Origin of the sequence: Actinoplanes italicus, assembly GCF_003001815.1 — a bacterium.
GTDB classification, from domain to species: domain Bacteria; phylum Actinomycetota; class Actinomycetes; order Mycobacteriales; family Micromonosporaceae; genus Actinoplanes; species Actinoplanes italicus.
This window is the reverse complement of sequence record NZ_PVMZ01000009.1, coordinates 371,687-388,486: the sequence shown is the minus strand read 5'-3', so window position 1 is coordinate 388,486 and position 16,800 is coordinate 371,687. Positions and strand designations below refer to the sequence as shown.

Genomic DNA, 16,800 nt, shown 5'->3' with positions numbered 1-16,800 from the left:
CGCGGCTGGCGGGCTGGCCCCTGACCGCCAGCCGTAGCTCAGCCGTGGAATCCGGCTGTCACCGGTTGGCAGCGGGATTTCCTGGCGGACTTGAAGAGCGCCGCCTGATGCGGTGCTCGGGAGAGCGCCGCCTGATGCGGTGCTCGGGAGAGCGGCGTCGTGGAGGGCCGGTGCTGCGGCGGTGAGGTCACACGTAGCTGCTGCGCGCGACTCTGACGTCGCGGTGGCGACGGCAGGCGTCCACGGCTTCGCTGTGTGGGACCGGGCCGTCGTTGCCAGCGACGTCAGGAGCACACACGAAGCCCGAGTGTGTGCTCCTCGGTCTGCAGGCGGGCGGCAGTATGCGGGGACCGTCCGCCGTGGTCGTTGGGCGGCCCGGGATTGTGTGGGGCCAGTGGGTGGCGAGCGGGGCGGTCTGGGCGCGCCGCTGTCGGGTCCGGCACGGCCGTCCGCGACCGGTGGCCGGCGAAGTGCCGGAAACCCTGACCTCGAAGGGTGTCTGGTACGCAGCCGCCGCTCGTGATCATGGCTGGGCTCGGAGGCTGAGAACACCGGTCGTGCGATCGCCGGTGTGCTGCCGCCGCCGTTGTCGGGCTCCCGGGTGCGTCGGGCGCACGCTGGCGCTTTCCGTGTGCGTGTGACGTCGTGGCCGGCGACTGTCGTGGCCGGCCACGGCAGGAGCACACGCTGCGGATTCGCGGACGCGCACCGTCGTCATGGCAACGATCGGAGCACACCGTGTCGCTGTGTGTGCGCCGGCCGCTGTTACTGCGCGGGGCTGTCGAACGGCTTGCCGTCGTCCCACTTGTTGTTCTGCCAGACGTTGCCGGTGCCTGCCACGTTGTACGAGGTGACGGCACCGAACGAGGCGCACTTGCCGGTGGAGCCGCGCTGGAACACGTTGTCCTTGATGACGATGCGCTCGGCCTGCGTACCGTATTTCTTGTTCGGGTCGTGGCCGCCGTAGAAGCAGTACGACATCTCGTCCGAGGCGACGAACAGGTTGCCCTCGATCGTGTAGTCGCTGTTCGGGCCGAGGTCACCGAAGATCGACGCGTTGGACGTGCATCCGCCGCCCGCGGCGTTGGTCGGCCGGTTGCAGGCCAGCGTGTTGCCGATCAGCTTGATGTTCTTGCCGCCGTTGGAGAGGAAGGCGTTGAGATGCCAGTCCTCACCCTCCGGCACGAACGGGTCGTGCAGGTACGAGTCCTGGACCAGGCAGTTGTAGTAGCAGTTGACGCCACTCTGGCCGCCCTTGAGGTCGGACCGCAGCACGGTCACGTTCTCGAAGCCGACGGTGTGCAGGTACGCCTCGCCGCCGTCGATGTCGGAGTCCTCGATCAGCAGGGAGTTCTCCCGGCCCTCGACCTTGACCGTCCCGGTGACCTTGCTGTTGCGGATCACCACGTCGGACGCCTTGATCACCAGCGGGCAGCGGACGTCACGGGAGTCGATGACGTAACCGGAGTCCTCGATCGTGCACGGCCCGTCGTAGGCGCGCAGCGAGACCCCGTCCCGGACGCCGGTCGACGCCGCGTCCGGGAAGGCGCCGGGCTTCTTGCGGTCGTTGGCGAACGTGGCCTCTGTGCTGCCGCCGTCGCCGGAACCGGACTGGATGTACCAGAACGCGCCGGCGCCCACGGCCACGAAAGCCGTGAGCGCCGCCACCAGGCGACCTCTGCGCACGAGAGGGTCAGTTCCGCTTCTCCGCCACGAAGGCGGTGAGGCTGGCGAGGGTCTCGAACACCTCGGCCGTCACGTCCTCGTCGTCGACGGTGATACCGAACCGCTCCTCGAGCGACGCGACCAGCTCGAGGACGGCCATCGAGTCGAGCTCCGGCAGGTTGCCGAGCAGCTCGGTGTCGGCGCTGATCGAGCCGGCCCGGTCGGAGATGCTCAGCGTGTCGACGAGGACCGCCTTCACCTCGTCGAGCAGGGTCGAGCTGTTCAGGTCCATGCTTTGTTCCTCCGTCGTAGTTCTGTGGATCAGACGAGCATCTCGGCCGCGGCCGGGTGGCTCAGGAAAGCGGTCGGGCTTGCGGTCAGGCCGTACGCGCCGGCCTGGAAGATGACGATCAGGTCGCCGACGTCGGCGCGCGGCAGGGTCACGTTGTCACCGAGCAGGTCCAGCGGCGTGCACAGCGAACCCACCACCGACACCGTCTCGACCGGCTCCGCGCCGAAGCCGGTGCCGACGGCGAGCGGGTAGTTGCGGCGGATGACCTGGCCGAAGTTGCCGGACGCGGCCAGCTGGTGGTGCAGGCCACCGTCGACGACCAGGAACGTCTTGCCGCGCGACTCCTTGCGGTCGACGACGCGGGTGACGTACACGCCGGACTCGCCGACGATGTAGCGGCCCAGCTCGACCACGACCCGGGCCTCCGGCAGGGCCGGGCGCAACCGGCCGGTCAGCAGCTCGGACAGGTTGTCGCCGACGGCCGCGAGGTCGAGCGGCTGGTCCTTGTCGGTGTACGGGATACCGAACCCGCCACCCAGGTTGACGTACCGCACCGGCGTGGCGGCGTCCTCGGCCAGCCGCAGCACCAGGTCGACGGTGTGCCGCTGCGCGTCGATGAGACTCTCGGCGCGCAGGTTCTGCGAGCCGGCGAAGACGTGGAAGCCGAGGAACTCCAGGTCGGTGTCGCCCAGGCGCTTGAGCAGGGCGGGAACCCGCTCGGCGTCGACGCCGAACTGCTGCGGGCCACCGCCCATCCGCATGCCCGAGCCCTTGAGCGCGAAGTCCGGGTTGACGCGCACCGCGACGCGCGGCCGGACACCGAGCAGCTCACCGATGCGGACCAGACGGTCGGCCTCGTTCTCCGACTCCATCTCGATGGTCACGCCGGCGGCGACGGCCTGGCGCAGCTCGGTGTCGGTCTTGCCGGGCCCGGCGAAGCTGATCCGGTTGGCCGGGACCGTGGTGTCGAGCGCCACGAGCATCTCGGCCGACGAGGCCACGTCGAACGAGTCGACCAGGCCGCTGAGGTGCTGCACGACGGCCGGCATCGGGTTGGCCTTGACCGCGTAGCTGAGGTTGAGGCCCTCGGGCAGCGCCGCGCGCAGCTGAGCGATCCGGTCGGTGAGCAGCTGGCGGTCGTAGGCGAAGTACGGCGTGGAGCCGGCCCGGTCGGCGAGCCGGTCGACGGGTACACCGCCGACGGTCAGCTTGCCCTCGCTGCGGCCGAAGGCGGCGACGGTGGGGTGCTCGGTCACTGGTTCAGCTCCTGGCGGATGAGGTTGCGGTCGTACTTGCCGTTGGGCGAGCGGGGCATCTCGGGGCGGACCTCGATGCGCTTCGGCAGCATGTAGATCGGCACGTCCTGCTTGAACCGGTCGAGCAGCGCCGCCTCGTCGATCTCGGCGCCCTCGGTCGGGCTGACCACCAGCGCGATGACGTGGCCCAGCTTCGCGTCCGGCAGGCCGAGCGCCACGGCGTCACGGACCAGGCCGGTGCTGTAGGCGACCTCTTCGATCTCGGTGGGGCTGACCCGGTAACCCGACGTCTTGATCATCTCGTCGGTGCGGCCGACGAAGTAGAGGAAGCCCTCCTCGTCGCGGACCACGGTGTCACCGGACCAGACGGCCAGCTCGGGGGCGAGCGTGCCCTCCCGCGCGGGCAGCGGCTTGAACCGCTCGGCGGTGCGCTCCGGGTCGTTCCAGTAGCCGAGCGCCACCAGGGCGCCGCGGTGCACCAGCTCGCCCTCCTCACCGGCGTCGCACTCGGTGCCGTCCGGGCGTACGACCAGGATCTCCGCGTTCGGAATGGCCTTGCCGATCGAGTCGGGCCGCCGGTCGACCTGCTCCGGGTCGAGGTAGGTGGACCGGAAGGCCTCGGTCAGGCCGTACATCAGGAAGGGTTTCGCCGTCGGGAAGGTCTCCCGCAGCCGGTCCAGGGTGGTGCGCGGCATGCGCCCGCCGGTGTTGGCGAAGTAGCGCAGCGACGCGGTCGCCTCGGGGGTCCAGGCCTGCTCGACCAGCTGCAGCCAGAGCGGCGGCACACAGGTCAGGCCGGTCACCTGGTGCTTGGCGCAGAGCCGGACGACCTCGCGGGGCAGCAGGTAGTTCATCAGCACGACGTGGGCGCCGGTCGCGAACGCGGTGGTGATCTGGCTGAATCCGGCGTCGAAGCTCAGCGGCAGCACCGACAGGATCACGTCGTCGGAGGTGTTGCCGATGTACGTGCTGACGCTCTCGGCGCCGACGATCAGGTTGCGGTGCGAGAGCACCACGCCCTTGGGCTTGCCGGTGCTGCCGGAGGTGTAGAGGATCGCGGCCACGTCGGCGTCGATGCCACCGGCGTCCGGGACGGCGGTCCCGGCCTCGGGCAGCTCGTCGAAGGTGCTGATCGTGTACCGCGCGCCGGCCGGCGCCTCCACGCCCGCACCGCCGACCAGGACGACCCGCTCGACCGACTTCAGGTTCTCCAGCTCCTCGCGCAGCGACTGGAACCGGTCCGGGGTGGTCACCAGCACCCGGGCGTCGCAGTCGGCCACGACGTGTCCCACCTGACGCGGGCGCAGCACCGGGTTGATCGGCACGAAGACGCCGCCGGCCGCCGAGGTGCCGAAGACCGCGACCACCGTCTCGACGCGCTTGTCGAGCCACACCGCCACCCGGTCACCGCGCTCCACCCCGAGCCGCCGCAGGCCACGGCCCGCGTCCAGGATGCGCTCCCGCAGCTCGGCGTAGGTCAGCGTCTGGTCCTTGAAGGTGAGGGCGGCGTTCTCCGGGAACCGCTCGGCGGCTTCCCGGACCAGGTCGTGCAGACGGACGCGCATAGAGGCTTGCTTCTTCCTTAGGACGGGCACCGGGGAGGTCACCAGCTGAGGCAGACGAGTTCGCTGTAGAGGTAGTCGACGTCGGAGTCGGCGATCCCGTCGCCGAGGACCATCTTGCGGCGTGGGTTCGCCAGCGGACGGCCGCCGGGCAGGCCGCCGCCGGAGATCCGGGTCTCGGCCAGCGTCGCCGGCAGGCCGTGGCGCAGCAGCAGGTGGCTGGAGACCTGACGGAACATGCGCCGGAACAGCGGCGGGTTGCTCACGTACAGGATCGAGGCGAACAGCGGCAGGCCCTTGCGCCGGTCCTTGCGGAAGATCACGTAGCAGGTCTCGCCGCCGCGGGTGAGCAGCAGGTGGCGGGCCGCGGCCAGGCCGGCGTGGTCCTGGTAGATCTGCGCCTCGGCGCCGGTCAGCGCACTCGCGATGGCCCGCGGGTCGGCGGTCACCGAGCCCGAGCCGGGCAGCGAGGGCAGGGTGATGTTCGGCACGAGCTCGGTCGCGGTGTCGAGGAAGCGGAAGCCCCGCTTGGTGTTGACCGGCACCACGTTGCCGCTCGGCGACAGATCGGTGTAGACGTCGCATTTCTGGTCGAGCTGGGCCTTGAGCAGCTTCAGGCTGTGGAACCGCTGCTCGGGCAGCACGCACCAGGCGCCGAGGTTGCAGAACCGCAGGACCCGGTCACCGACCGTGCGGTCGGAGTAGAAGGCGAGGTAGGCACCGACCACGGTGCCGTCGTCGGTGCGCAGCTGGAAACCGTGGTTCGGTGCGTCGACCTTCCACGGCACGTCGACCGCCTGTGCCCACGCTTGCGCGGAGACCTTCTCGTTGAGCTCGCGGTGCAGGAAATCCGCGACCTCGGGCACGTCCGAGGCGGTGATGGCGCTGACCCGAACTCCCATCTAGCTCGCCGCTCCGACCGGCCGACAAGGCCGTCCGGGGGTGGAATTCATGTCGTTGCCCTTCCGGTTCGTGGTCGCGCCGACCTTACCGTGAGGGGGTGAGCGGACGCCGCCGCTGTGCCAGCTTTCCGTCACTCCGGATTGCCGATACGACCACTCCGGAGGGTCGGGTACCGGACGAACGGACGATTGCCCCGCGTGCCCGGAGCGCCCTGTCCGCGATCTCCTGAACCGGTCCACTTCGGAGGCGATCTCACCCGATTCGCCGGGATCAGCGGAATTGCCAGCAAATATGATTCACTGCGCCGAAAGCGATTCTTGGCTCCGTCTCAGGCGGCTCACGGTTTCGCCGGGGATCTTCTAGGATGCTCAGGTCATCCATTGCAGAAGACTCTCGATGACCGCCCGGAAAATGGGACTCATCACGAGGAGATCGCGCCCAGATGAAGCATCGCCGTAAGTTCCGGCCGAAAGCTCTCGCTCCCATTCTTGCGACGGTTTTCGTCGTGCTTTCCGCCTCTGGCGCCTTCGTGGTCCAGTCGTATCTGAGAAACAGCGAACCGGATCGTCAGGCCGAGATCGCCGCGACCGGGAATCTGCCGCAGGATCAGCTCGGCGCGCCGTCCGGCGCCCCGTCGGCGTCCGGCTCGGTGGCGCCCAGCCCGTCACTGTCGGTGAAGCCGTCGGCCTCGGTGTCGGCGAAGCCGAAGCCGTCGACGAGCAAGAGCAAGAGCAGCAGCACGTCGTACGTCGGCGGCGGCGGCAGCTGCGCGCTCCCCCGCTACCCCACCCCGGCCTGCACGGGCGTCCCCGCGGGCTGGAAGCCGAAGAAGACGGTGAACGGTGACCTGACCATCACCAAGTCCGGCACGGTCGTCACCGACCAGCTCGTGACCGGCAGCATCATCGTCAGGGCGTCCGACGTGACGATCAGCCGCAGCCGCGTCTACGGCTCGATCGACAACTTCCACGGCAACGTGATCTACGGGCACACCACGATCAAGGACACCGAGGTGGTCAACCCGCCCGGCCAGGAGTACTCGAAGAACGACCAGTACGCCTTCGGCGTCGCCGACTACACCTGCCTGCGCTGCAAGGTGATCAACCGGATGGAGGGCTGGCGGGTCGGCGCCAGCGACTACAAGGGCGCCGGCAAGGTCGTCATCCAGGACTCGTTCGCCCAGCTCGCGGTGCCGCCGGGGATGTGCGCGTCGGACGACCCGCACGGTGACGGCATCCAGGCCTACCAGGGGCCCACGGTCACGATCCGTCACAACACGATCGACCAGCGACTCGACGAGTGCCCGACCGCGCCGATCTTCGTACCGGACCAGGGCAACGACGGCGCGGTGGTGCAGGACAACCTCATCGCCGGCGGCGGTTACGCGATCCGGCTGACCGGTGGCGATTTCCCCGCGGTCACCGGCAACAAAGTGGTGGCGGGCAGTTTCGGGTACGGCCCGATGGAGGTTTCCTGCGGCCTCATCGACAACTTCAGCGGGAATGCCACGGTGAAGTACGACTGGTCGACCGGCAGGATCACGAGCACGGTGAAGGCCATTAACGAGTGTTGATGCAATAGCGAGTGGGAGGGGCCCCCGGACCCCTCCCACTCGCTGCGAACCTTAAGTCTCGCTTAAAAAACCTTTACCCCTCAGCCGGTACGCCGGCCGAGCGCAACTCCCGCAGCACGTGCCGCAGCCGGTAACCGAGCAGCGCCATGACCCCCACCGTGACCACTCCGGAGACCATCAGCACGGCCAGATCGGGCCAGCCCGTACGCGTGACCGCCACCGCCGCGACGGCCACCACGGCCCCGCCGAGCAGCGCGGGCGCCACCCGCGACAGCAGTGTGCCGAGCGACACCCCGGTCCGGTACAGGTCCACCAGATACAGCGGCAGCACCAGGACCAGCGCGACGCCGAACTGCACCGCGGCCGCGGCCTCCAGGCCACCGTGCACACTCGCCAGATACAGCGCCGGCAGCAGCGCCACGAACCAGACCGTCTGGACCACCAGCACCACCCGGGTGCTGGCCAGCACCACGAAGTAGTCGTAGAACAGCTCGAACAGGATCCGCAGCGCCGCCAGCAGGCCAAGCCACACCAGCACCGTCGACGCCGGGTCCCAGACGTCGCCGTACAGGAACCGGATCAGCGGCCCGGCCGCGCCGGACAGCAGCAGACAGGCCGGCAGCGCGATGACCGCCAGCAGACCGGCCGCCGACAGGAACGCCGACCGCATGGCCGGACGGTCCTGCTGCAGACGCGCCAGCGCGGCCGGCACCACGGCCCGCACCGGCTGGGAGAAGATCGTGATCGGCCAGTTCGCCAGGTTCAGCGCGAGCATGTAATAGCCCAGCGCCGTCGGTCCGAGGACCGTACCGACCACGATCCGGTCCACGTTCGTGGTCGCGAACACGATGATGCTCGACCCGGCCAGCGGCAGACCGAACTTCAGCAGCGCCCGCGCCTTCGACCGGTTGAAACCGAACCGCAGGCCGCGCGGCGCGTACGCGAAGAAGATGACCGCACCCGCGACCGAACCGCTCAGCTGGCCGATCGCGAGGCTCATGGCACCCGCACCGGAGAGCGCGAAGGCGATCGACACCGCCGCGCTGGTCCAGTTGGTGGCCAGGTCGGCGACGGTCTTCTGCTTCTGCTTGAAGGCCCGCTGCAGCAGCCCGACCGGGGTCGCCACCAGGCCGCTGACGATCACACTGAGCGCCAGCACCCGGATCACCGGGATCGAGCTCTCGTCACCGAGCGCCTGCGCGAACGCCGGTGCGCCGAACCAGCAGGCGATGTAGACCAGGGTGCTGGACACCACCGACAGGGTGGCGACCGTGGGCGCGATCTCCTCCGGATCGTCGGGCCAGCGCACGATCGCCAGGCTCACACCCAGTTCGTTGAAGCTCAGCACGGCCGTCAGCACCACGAGGGCGACCGCGAACGTGCCGAACTCCTCCGGCCCCAGGATGCGGGCCAGGGCGATACCGATGACCAGGGTGCTCAACCGGCTGAGCATGGTGCTCGCGAGGCTCCAGCCCAGGGCGCGCGACGCCTTCTGGAAGAGCGCGGGTTCCTCGGGCGGGGCGGGCGGTTCCTGGACGCTCATCCGAGCAGCCGCCGCACCCGCTGGCGCGCGCCGTCGGAGAGCGAGTCGGCGATCGCCTTGTGACCGGCCACCCGCGCGCCCTCGCTCAGGCGACGACGAGCCGGCACCCGGTGGGCGAGCGCTCGTTCGTACACCTCGTTGAGGGTCTTGGCCGCCGCCTTGAGGCTGAACCGGTCGAGGATCAGCTGCCGTCCCCACCGCCCCCGCTCGGCGCGCAGCGCCGGATCGTCGACGAGCGTGCGCAGGGCCTCGGCGAGCGGCGCCGCATCGACGTCACCCTCGCCGATGCCGTAGAAGCCCTCCCGCAGGAAGTGGCCGACGGTGTCCGGACCGGCCGGCAGGAAGAAGCCGCGGATCCCCAGGACCACCAGCGGCTGGGCGAACGCCATGGCCCGCAGCGCGGAACCGCCCATCCCGACCATGATGTCGGCGGCCGCGTACGCCGGGCGCGGGTCGCCCATCGACCCGGCCATGATGATCGCGGTACGGCCCAGCGCCGTGTTGACGCGCTGCGCCTCGGCGGACACGTCGGCGAACGACGGGCCGTCGCCGACCACCAGGAAACGCACCCGCACGTCGTCGAGGAGCTCGACCGCCCGGATGGTCCGCAGGACGCCCTCGGCCTTCATGTCCGGCTCCAGCCGCGACACCACGCTGATCAGGATCTCGTGGGCGCCGATGCCGTGCTGGGCGCGGAACGCGGGGCCGTCGGTCGCGGCCGGGTCGTCGGAGTCGGTGTTCACCGGCGGCTCGATCAGCGTGGGCCGGGCCCGGAACGCCGCCGCCTCCTCGACCAGCTGCTGGGTGCCGACGATGATCTCGCCGTAGCGGGGCATCCAGCGCGGCACCCGCATGCCGTAGATGGTGGTCACCACCGGCAGCCCGCGGCGCACGTGCGCGCCGAAGAAGGCGTCCAGCCCCACCGAGAACTCGTAGACGTGCAGCAGGTCGGCGCGGAACTCCCGGGCCGCACGGGCCAGCGCGCGAGACAGTGCCGGGCGGGCCGGCATCGTCTTGCCGAGCCGCTCGGCCCCGTGACGCTGGGCGATCAGTGGCAGGCCGTGGGAGCGCACGAGATCGGCCATCGGGCCTGGCCGGTCGGTGTAGTTGCCGAACACGGCGACCTCGTGGCCGTAGTCGCGCATGCTGACGGCGAGGTCCAGAGCGTTGAGCTGACTCCCGCCGAGTTCCAGATGATGCAGGCCGACGATCAGTCGCACCCTGTCTCCCCCAGTCGGTCGTGCGGCGGACTCTCCGCCGCGGTCGTTGGTGCCCGGGCGCGACCGTGGCGCGGACGGCGAGGCCGTCCGCGCCACGGTCGGTGCACCCCAGGGTCAGTTAGGGCTGAATACCAGGTCGACCCAGAAGTTGACGGTCGTCGATGATCCTGGCATCACGCCGCCCGTTCCGTAACGGTAGGCGCCGCCATTGGCGGGCACCGTCAGATCCGAGACGGTACGACTGTCGGCCAGCCCACTTCCGGTCACCGCGTAATGCCCGGCCGGAGCGTGGTAGGAGACCATGTACTGATAGCCCGCGATCACGTCCACCGGCTCGTCGAACAGGGCGGTCTGCCAGCCCGACTCGGTCTCGTTCTCGAAGGTCACGGTCGCGACCTCGATGCCACCGGGCGACCAGAGCGTGCCCTTGTGCGTACCGGTGTTGCCCGCGCCCTTGTAGAACCGGATCCCGTGGACCTTGCCGTTGACCGCCGGGGTCACCTTCATCCCGACCTCCACCGCGTCGGAGTCGTCCCAGCCGGCCGTGGCGGGAGTGTCCTGGTCGGTGAAGACGCCGTACTTCGCGGCCGGAGGCTGCGTCGACGGCGACGGGCTGGTGCTCGTGCTCGGCGACGTCGAGGGGCTGGTGCTCGGCGAGGAACTCGGGCTCGCGCTCGGCGACGCCGACGGTGACGTCACGCTGGGCGTGGGCGACGCCGAGGTGACGGTCGGCGTCGGGGTCGGCGGCACCTCCGCGTCGCTGACGAACAGCGGGTCCACCCAGTAGTTCGTGGCGTTGTACGACTGGGACGGGAACTCGCTGTCGCCGTACCGGTAGACGCCGTTGTTGCCACCCGCGGCGGTCAGCGGACCCCGCGTGAAGCCGTCGGCGAAGTACGCCCCGTCGAACGCGTAGTTGCCGTTCGGCGCGAAGTACGACGCCACGTACGTGGTCCCGGCCGTGATGTCGGCCGGCTCCGCGAAGTACGCGGTGCGCCAGCCGGTCTCCGACGAGTTCGGCACGACCGCCGACTCGATCTTCGAGCCGTTCTCCTGCCACAGGCTCACCTGGTGCGTGCCGTCGTTGCCCGGACCCTGATAGAACCGGATCCCGACGAGCTCACCGTCGCTGGCGGCCGAGAACTTGACGCCGAGCTCCACCTTGGCCGGGTCACTGACCGAGACCGTGGTGGGCACCGCGTCGCTCGGGAACAGCGAGTGCACCGTGCCGTCGATCGCCGTGCTGAACGACCAGGTGGCCTTGCCCTCGCGGTCCTCGGAGTCCTCACCGCTGACGACCGCGGTGAAGGTCGTCGCCGCCGCCAGCGGCTGCGCCGGGGTGAACGTCACCCGCTTCTCCGCGGCGTCGTACGCCGTCGCGCCGGTGACCGCCGTGCCGCCGGCCGGGGTGAGTGTGAACTTCACCGACGACGGCTTCAGCGCCTTCGAGAACACCGCCGACGGGTGCGTGGTGGTCGGCACCGAAGCCGCGGCGTCGACCGGCGTCGTGCCGGTCACCGTCGGCGGCAGGTCGCCGCTGACCCCGAACGTGACGTCGACGTAGTAGTTGGCCGCGTCGAAGGACTCGTCCGGGAAGCCACCGCCGTTGGCGTACTTGAACAGGCCGTTGCCGTTCGCGGTGGTGGACCGCGGCGCGGTGAGCGGGCCGCTCTTCCAGTCCTTCGCCAGCATCCAGTTGTCACTGGCGTAGTTGCCGCTCGGCGCGTAGTAGGAGGCCACGTAGGTGGTGCCGCCGTCGACCTTGACCGGCGAGGAGAACTTGAGGGTCTGCCAGCCGGAGGCCGTCTCGTCCTCGAACGTCCCGGTCCGCATGCGGTTGCCGCCGGCGGTCCAGAGCGTGCCGGTGTGCGTGCCGGTGTTGCCGGCACCCTTGTAGAAGCGGATGCCGGTGATCCAGCCGTCGACCGCCGGCTTGACGCGCACGCCCAGCTCGACCGGGCTGCCGTCGGGCACCTCCGGCGTCTGCGGCACCCGGTTGCCGAACAGCGTGCTGGCACCGGTCAGGCCGTAGTCGCGGGTGGTCGGCGACTGCCCCAGGTTGGCGCTGTCGTCGGCGGCCCGGACCCGCACGTTCTGGGTGCTCAGGCCGGTCGCGTGGAACTTGTACGACCACTCGGTGGTACCCGTGGCCGGGTGCCAGGTGGCGCCGTCGTCGGTGGAGACCTCCACCCCGGCGACGTGTCCGCCGACGTCGGCCGCGGTGCCCTGCAGGGTCACCTCGCTGCCGCGGACCAGCTTGGTCGCGGCCGCGGGGGCGGTGATCTGCACGGTCGGCGCGGTGTCGTCGGTGGAGGCGGTGGCCGCGTGCAGGCCGTCCATCAGGTCGGCCGGCTGCACGCCCATGTCGGCGAGCAGGTTGACCACCGACTGCTGCATGCGGCTGTCGACCGGGGTCGGCTCACCGTCGTGGACCTCGTCGAGGCCCCAGGTGTACTGGATGCTGCCGGCGCTGAAGACCAGCGCGCCGCTGCCGGCCCGGTAGAGCGTCAGGTGGTGGGTGGTCTCACCCGGCGACACCTTGTTGCCCCAGCCGTCCTGCACGAGCTGCGGGACCTGACCGGTGGTGGTCGACAGACGGACCAGGCCCTCCGGCCGGAAACCGTTGTCGACATCCTCGTCGGACTCGTATCCGACGGTGTGCGGTGACAGGGCCACCGAGTCACCGGCCGGGATCTGGTCCAGGTTCGTGTGCCGCCAGAGCCGGTACTTGCCCTCGTCGGACTTAACGGTCACCGCGAGATCGCCGTCGTTGACCATGTACATGGTCCCCATCAGCTCGTTCTCCGGGCGGCCGCCGTCGGCGGGCGGGCTGAACCGGAAGTCGCGCCAGGTGCCGGTCCACTCGTCCTCCGGGTCGATCCGGGAGTTGGCCCAGGTCTCCTTGTACGTCACCACGGTCCGGTACGGCGTGTCCGAGCCGTCCTTGCTCGACTCGTAGCGGGTCTTCCAGTACACCGAGTTGCCGCTGAAGAACGCGAGGTGAGTGCCCGCGTCACGGGCCGCCTCGACGTTCTCCCGCTGCTTCGCGCTCCAGTACTCGTCGTGACCGACCGACAGGAACACCCGGTGGTTCTTGATCAGAGCGCCGCGGCGGTCGCTGTCGACGTTCGTGGTGTAGCTGACGTCGTACCCGTTGCGCTCCATGAAGCGGATCATCGGGTACTCCGCGCCGAACAGGAAGTCACGCCGCTCGACACTGCCGCGGTCGGCGAACGGGCGGTTGTAGCTCAGCTTGTAGGCCCGGCCGTTGGGGCCGCCGGCGTAGAAGCTGGCACCGCCGTACAGGTTGTACGCCTGCCAGGTCGCGTCGGACGTCTGGTAGAAGACGTCGGAGGTGCTCGCGTCCTGCCGGACGACGAAGGTGATGTGGCTGGAGCCGTCGGTGTCGTCGCGGAACAGGCGCGCGATGTAGACGCCGGAGACCGCGTCGGCCGGCACGTCCCAGGAGGCGGAGACGTCCCAGTTCCCGCAGTCGTAGATCGAGGTCACCGAGTCGGTGATGCACTCGCGCTGCGGCGACGGCGCGGTGAGCGGCGTGACGTCGTCGATCTTGCGGGCGCCGTCGCCGTCGTAGTAACCGAGGCGGTAGATCTGGATCTCGTACTCGGAGGCCGTCGTCTTGATCTTGAAGTCGATCTTCTGACCCGCGTTGACACTGATGTCGGTCGCGAAGCCCTGCAGATCGGGATCACCGGCGCCGTCGATGTCCCACACCGTCTTCGGTGTGCCGTCCTTGCTGTTCTCACAGACGATCGGGTTGTTTCCGGGCGCGCAGGGATCAGCCTGCGCCACTCCCGGCAGTACCACGATGCCGGCGGCCACCACCGTGACGACTCCCCCCAGAGTCGCCAGCATGCGCCGTTTCGACCACTTCCTCGGGTCCGGCGTTGCATAGGCCACCAGCAACGCCTTCCACTTACTCAAGACGTCTGCCCCCTTTGGACGATGCGCGGCCCATGGTGTCCATCCGGCACGCTCACCTCGCATTTCAGCGGGAGCGTAGCCGCGGCGATCCACCGGGCGTACCGCACTTCGGCCGATAAATTCATACGACTGGACAGGCCGGGCCACCCGACGCGCTCGTCCTCCACAGAGGTCGGCCGACCGATCCGGCGACTCGGCTGATCATGAATCGCCCCCCATGTTAGGGAGGCAGCCGATCACGTCCGGCGGGCGGTGGCGGTTCTCACCGTCCTGGCCGGATGCGTGAATCGCCACACGGTGCCACACATGCCGATGAAAAGGGCGAGCGTGATGGCGAAGGTCGTGTAGTACAGCGAGTCGAACGTGCCACCGACCACGACCGCGACCGCCTGCGCCGAGATCAGGGCCACACAGAGATGCCGGTCCTGCTCGCGCTTGGATCGCCGCAACGCGATGACGGCCAGCGTGATCGCGGCGATGTGCAGGATCAGCAGCGCCGCGACACCGATGATCCCACCGGTCACCAGGGTGTAAAGCCACTGATTGTCGAGGATGGTGTCACGCACCGGATCGGCCAGCAGCGTCCGCGGCCCGCGGCCCAGCCAGGGCCGCTGATCGTAGAAGTGCCCGACCAGGTCGTAGTCGTTGGTGCGCCCCTCGATGCTCGGGTCGACCCCGACGTTGAGGAACATCGCCTTGAGCGTGCCGAGCACACCCGGTTTGGCGATCGTGATCGCCCCGAGCGCGGCGACGCCCATGTAGAGGAACGTGTAGCGCAACCGCCACGACCAGATCGGCACCATGATGATCAGCGCGAGTGCGAGCGCAACGATGCCGGTCCGGGAGATCGACATGGGGTTCGAGACGGCCATCAGGAAGCCGCACAGCGCCGCGAACCGGCGCTGGAACTTCGTCTCGGCGAACCGGGCCACGTGGATGGCGAACGGCACCATCATCGCCACCACGGCGCTGAACTCGATGTAGTGCGTCGTCGTGCCGGCGATGCGGAACTGACCCTCGTCACCGCGGGTGCCGAAGCCGACAAGACCACCCTTGACCTCGAGGCCGGGGATGACGAAGTACTCCGAGACGTCGATCTTCAGGGTCGCCTGCAGGATGCCGACCACACCCATGAAGCCGGCGCTGTAGACCATGATCCGCAGCACCCGGTTGAGCCGGTCCCAGTTCTGGATGCCGTCGGCGACGATCAGCGCCGCCCCGAGGAACTCGAACAGCTGCAGCATCGCGAAGTTCTGCGCGTTGGCCTCCTGCGTGGGAAGACCGCGCAGGAGGCCCGCGATGTAGGACATCACGTTGGCTATCAGGTAGAGCCCGAGGAACCAGCGGATCGGCTGCGGGCCGACCAGCAACAGCCGGGGGCTGAGCCGGGCCAGGCACCACCAGGCGAACATCAGCAGGCAGAGCAGCAGCGCGGGTCGTCCCGCGTACGTCAGGTTCGGGACGATCAGGGTGCCGGGGAGGACATAGAGCAGAACCACACAGATCGAGACGAGTGTGGCCACGTCGATCGTGGTCCGGTACCGCCGCGAGCTGTAGACGTTCTCATCGAGCAGGGACGGTTCGAAGTCGACCGGGTGTGAGACGGTCGGCGAACTCACCGCCGTTCGGCCTTCTTGTCGTCGTGTTTCCAGCCCCACGGCGGAAGGACGATGGTGGCGTCGGCCGGGGCCTGCTCGAGGCGGGGGTCCGGGCCGCGCTGCTCGGGGGTGTTGCCGGAGGTCTGCTGCGACCGGTACGCGGTACCGCTGCTCTCGGTGCCACGACGCTGCTGCGGCACCGACGGCTTGCCGTTGCTGCCGTTGCCGGCACGCGCGCCCTGCTGCTCGGCCGGCTTGGCGGCGGCCGCCGCGGCAGGCGGCTGCTGGATGATGACGGTCTGGGTCTTCTCGTAACTCGGCGGGACCTGGCCTCCACCGCGGCCACCCGACGGGACGGCGCCGACGACTGACGGAGCGGTCGGGTCCTCGTCCTCGTCCTTGCGGCGGCGGTTGGCACGCCAGCGGATCAGGGCGTCGATGCCGATGGTGAAGCCGGCGGTCAGCAGCAGACCGAGGCCGGCGGCGACGACCATCACCCGCATGATCTTGGAGCTCTTCTCCTCGACCTCGCCGCCGTCGTCGAGCTGCAGCGTCTTGATGATGTCGGTGTCCGCCACCCGCAGGGTCTCCTGACGCTGCTGGACGGCGTCGGCGATGCCCTTCTGCACGAACTGCACGGTGGCGGTGGCCTGCTCGGGCGACTCACCGACCACCTCGATGGCGAACAGCGGCACCTGGTCGGTGGTGACCGTGATGTTGTCGCTCAGACCCTGCTCGACCATCTGCTCGAGGACCGACTTCTTGGTCACGTCGATGACCGTGGCGTTGGCCAGGGCCTCGTAACCGAGGTCGTACCACGGGTTGTCGATCGGGTTCTTGGTCCCGTCCTTGGCGGTGGTGCCGGTCGGGGGGGATGAACTGGGTGTGGCCCTTGGCGCTGTAGTCCGGCTTGACGGTCACGGCGGCGACGGCGACGAACGCCAGGGTCACCAGGAGCATGGGGAGCGAGAAATACCACCGCCGGAAGAGCAGCTTGGTCATGTCCCAGAGGTCCACAGTTCCCCTTGCCGTTACCGTTCGTGCGTTTGGAAGATCGGACCCCGGCGGCCGACCAGCGGGTAGAACCTAGTGGTACCTGCCCTGACAGCGCCAGTGTCCCCCATGGAACCCGAATGCTGGAATCTCTAGATCTACGTCACAGGGGTGCGCCGAAATCGATAATAAGGTATCTCCGGCACCGGAACCGGTCGGCAACTGGACTTCTCCGGTGATCCGTTCGGAG

11 protein-coding genes are annotated in these 16,800 nt (G+C 69.2%); 1 reads left to right on the top strand and 10 read right to left on the bottom strand.

All coding sequences use genetic code 11. The features are described from left to right. Positions 1-765: 765 nt before the first annotated feature. From CLV67_RS23675 to CLV67_RS23655, 5 genes are read right to left on the bottom strand one after another with little or no spacing between them, the layout of a single operon-like run. Entirely contained in the window at positions 766-1,668 is a 903-nt protein-coding gene (locus tag CLV67_RS23675; RefSeq protein ID WP_106321920.1) for a hypothetical protein, read from the bottom strand. Positions 1,669-1,693: 25 nt separating this feature from the next. Next, a complete protein-coding gene (locus CLV67_RS23670) occupies positions 1,694-1,957 on the bottom strand; it encodes an acyl carrier protein (protein WP_170153967.1) in 264 nt (87 codons plus the stop codon). Between the two features lie 29 nt (positions 1,958-1,986). Continuing rightward, positions 1,987-3,213, bottom strand: a complete 1,227-nt coding sequence (locus tag CLV67_RS23665) for a pyridoxal-dependent decarboxylase, exosortase A system-associated (protein ID WP_239166467.1) — start codon at positions 3,211-3,213, stop codon at positions 1,987-1,989. Continuing rightward, complete coding sequence (locus tag CLV67_RS23660) at positions 3,210-4,778, bottom strand: acyl-CoA ligase (AMP-forming), exosortase A system-associated (protein ID WP_106321918.1); 1,569 nt, start codon at positions 4,776-4,778, stop codon at positions 3,210-3,212. The genes CLV67_RS23665 and CLV67_RS23660 overlap by 4 nt, the downstream gene beginning before the upstream one ends. A gap of 38 nt (positions 4,779-4,816) precedes the next feature. Continuing rightward, positions 4,817-5,677 (bottom strand): hypothetical protein, encoded by an 861-nt coding sequence (locus CLV67_RS23655; protein ID WP_106321916.1) that lies wholly within the window; start codon positions 5,675-5,677, stop codon positions 4,817-4,819. A gap of 506 nt (positions 5,678-6,183) precedes the next feature. Here CLV67_RS23655 and CLV67_RS23650 point away from each other — a divergent pair. After that, positions 6,184-7,251, top strand: a complete 1,068-nt coding sequence (locus CLV67_RS23650) for a right-handed parallel beta-helix repeat-containing protein (RefSeq protein WP_146169267.1) — start codon at positions 6,184-6,186, stop codon at positions 7,249-7,251. 73 nt (positions 7,252-7,324) lie between these two features. Here CLV67_RS23650 and CLV67_RS23645 read toward each other — a convergent pair whose 3' ends face one another. The 5 genes from CLV67_RS23645 to CLV67_RS23625 all read right to left on the bottom strand — a co-directional run bounded on the left by CLV67_RS23645 (position 7,325) and on the right by CLV67_RS23625 (position 16,327). Continuing rightward, on the bottom strand, positions 7,325-8,794 hold the full coding sequence (locus CLV67_RS23645) for a lipopolysaccharide biosynthesis protein (RefSeq protein ID WP_106321912.1): 1,470 nt from the start codon (positions 8,792-8,794) through the stop codon (positions 7,325-7,327). Further along, a complete protein-coding gene (locus tag CLV67_RS23640; RefSeq protein ID WP_106321910.1) occupies positions 8,791-10,014 on the bottom strand; it encodes a glycosyltransferase family 4 protein in 1,224 nt (407 codons plus the stop codon). The genes CLV67_RS23645 and CLV67_RS23640 overlap by 4 nt, the downstream gene beginning before the upstream one ends. A gap of 114 nt (positions 10,015-10,128) precedes the next feature. Further along, positions 10,129-13,890, bottom strand: a complete 3,762-nt coding sequence (locus CLV67_RS23635) for a DUF4082 domain-containing protein (RefSeq protein WP_106321908.1) — start codon at positions 13,888-13,890, stop codon at positions 10,129-10,131. Positions 13,891-14,195: 305 nt separating this feature from the next. Continuing rightward, entirely contained in the window at positions 14,196-15,578 is a 1,383-nt protein-coding gene (locus CLV67_RS23630; RefSeq protein WP_106321906.1) for an O-antigen ligase family protein, read from the bottom strand. Then, positions 15,575-16,327, bottom strand: a complete 753-nt coding sequence (locus CLV67_RS23625) for a hypothetical protein (protein ID WP_106321904.1) — start codon at positions 16,325-16,327, stop codon at positions 15,575-15,577. The genes CLV67_RS23630 and CLV67_RS23625 overlap by 4 nt, the downstream gene beginning before the upstream one ends. Positions 16,328-16,800 lie beyond the last annotated feature (473 nt).

Bases quoted from the DNA above. Each gene is read 5' to 3' on its own strand.
- CLV67_RS23660 (WP_106321918.1), bottom strand. From the start codon at position 4,778: ATGCGCGTCCGTCTGCACGACCTGGTCCGGGAAGCCGCCGAGCGGTTC.
- CLV67_RS23670 (WP_170153967.1), bottom strand. From the start codon at position 1,957: ATGGACCTGAACAGCTCGACCCTGCTCGACGAGGTGAAGGCGGTCCTC.
- CLV67_RS23655 (WP_106321916.1), bottom strand. From the start codon at position 5,677: ATGGGAGTTCGGGTCAGCGCCATCACCGCCTCGGACGTGCCCGAGGTC.
- CLV67_RS23635 (WP_106321908.1), bottom strand. From the start codon at position 13,890: ATGCTGGCGACTCTGGGGGGAGTCGTCACGGTGGTGGCCGCCGGCATC.
- CLV67_RS23645 (WP_106321912.1), bottom strand. From the start codon at position 8,794: ATGAGCGTCCAGGAACCGCCCGCCCCGCCCGAGGAACCCGCGCTCTTC.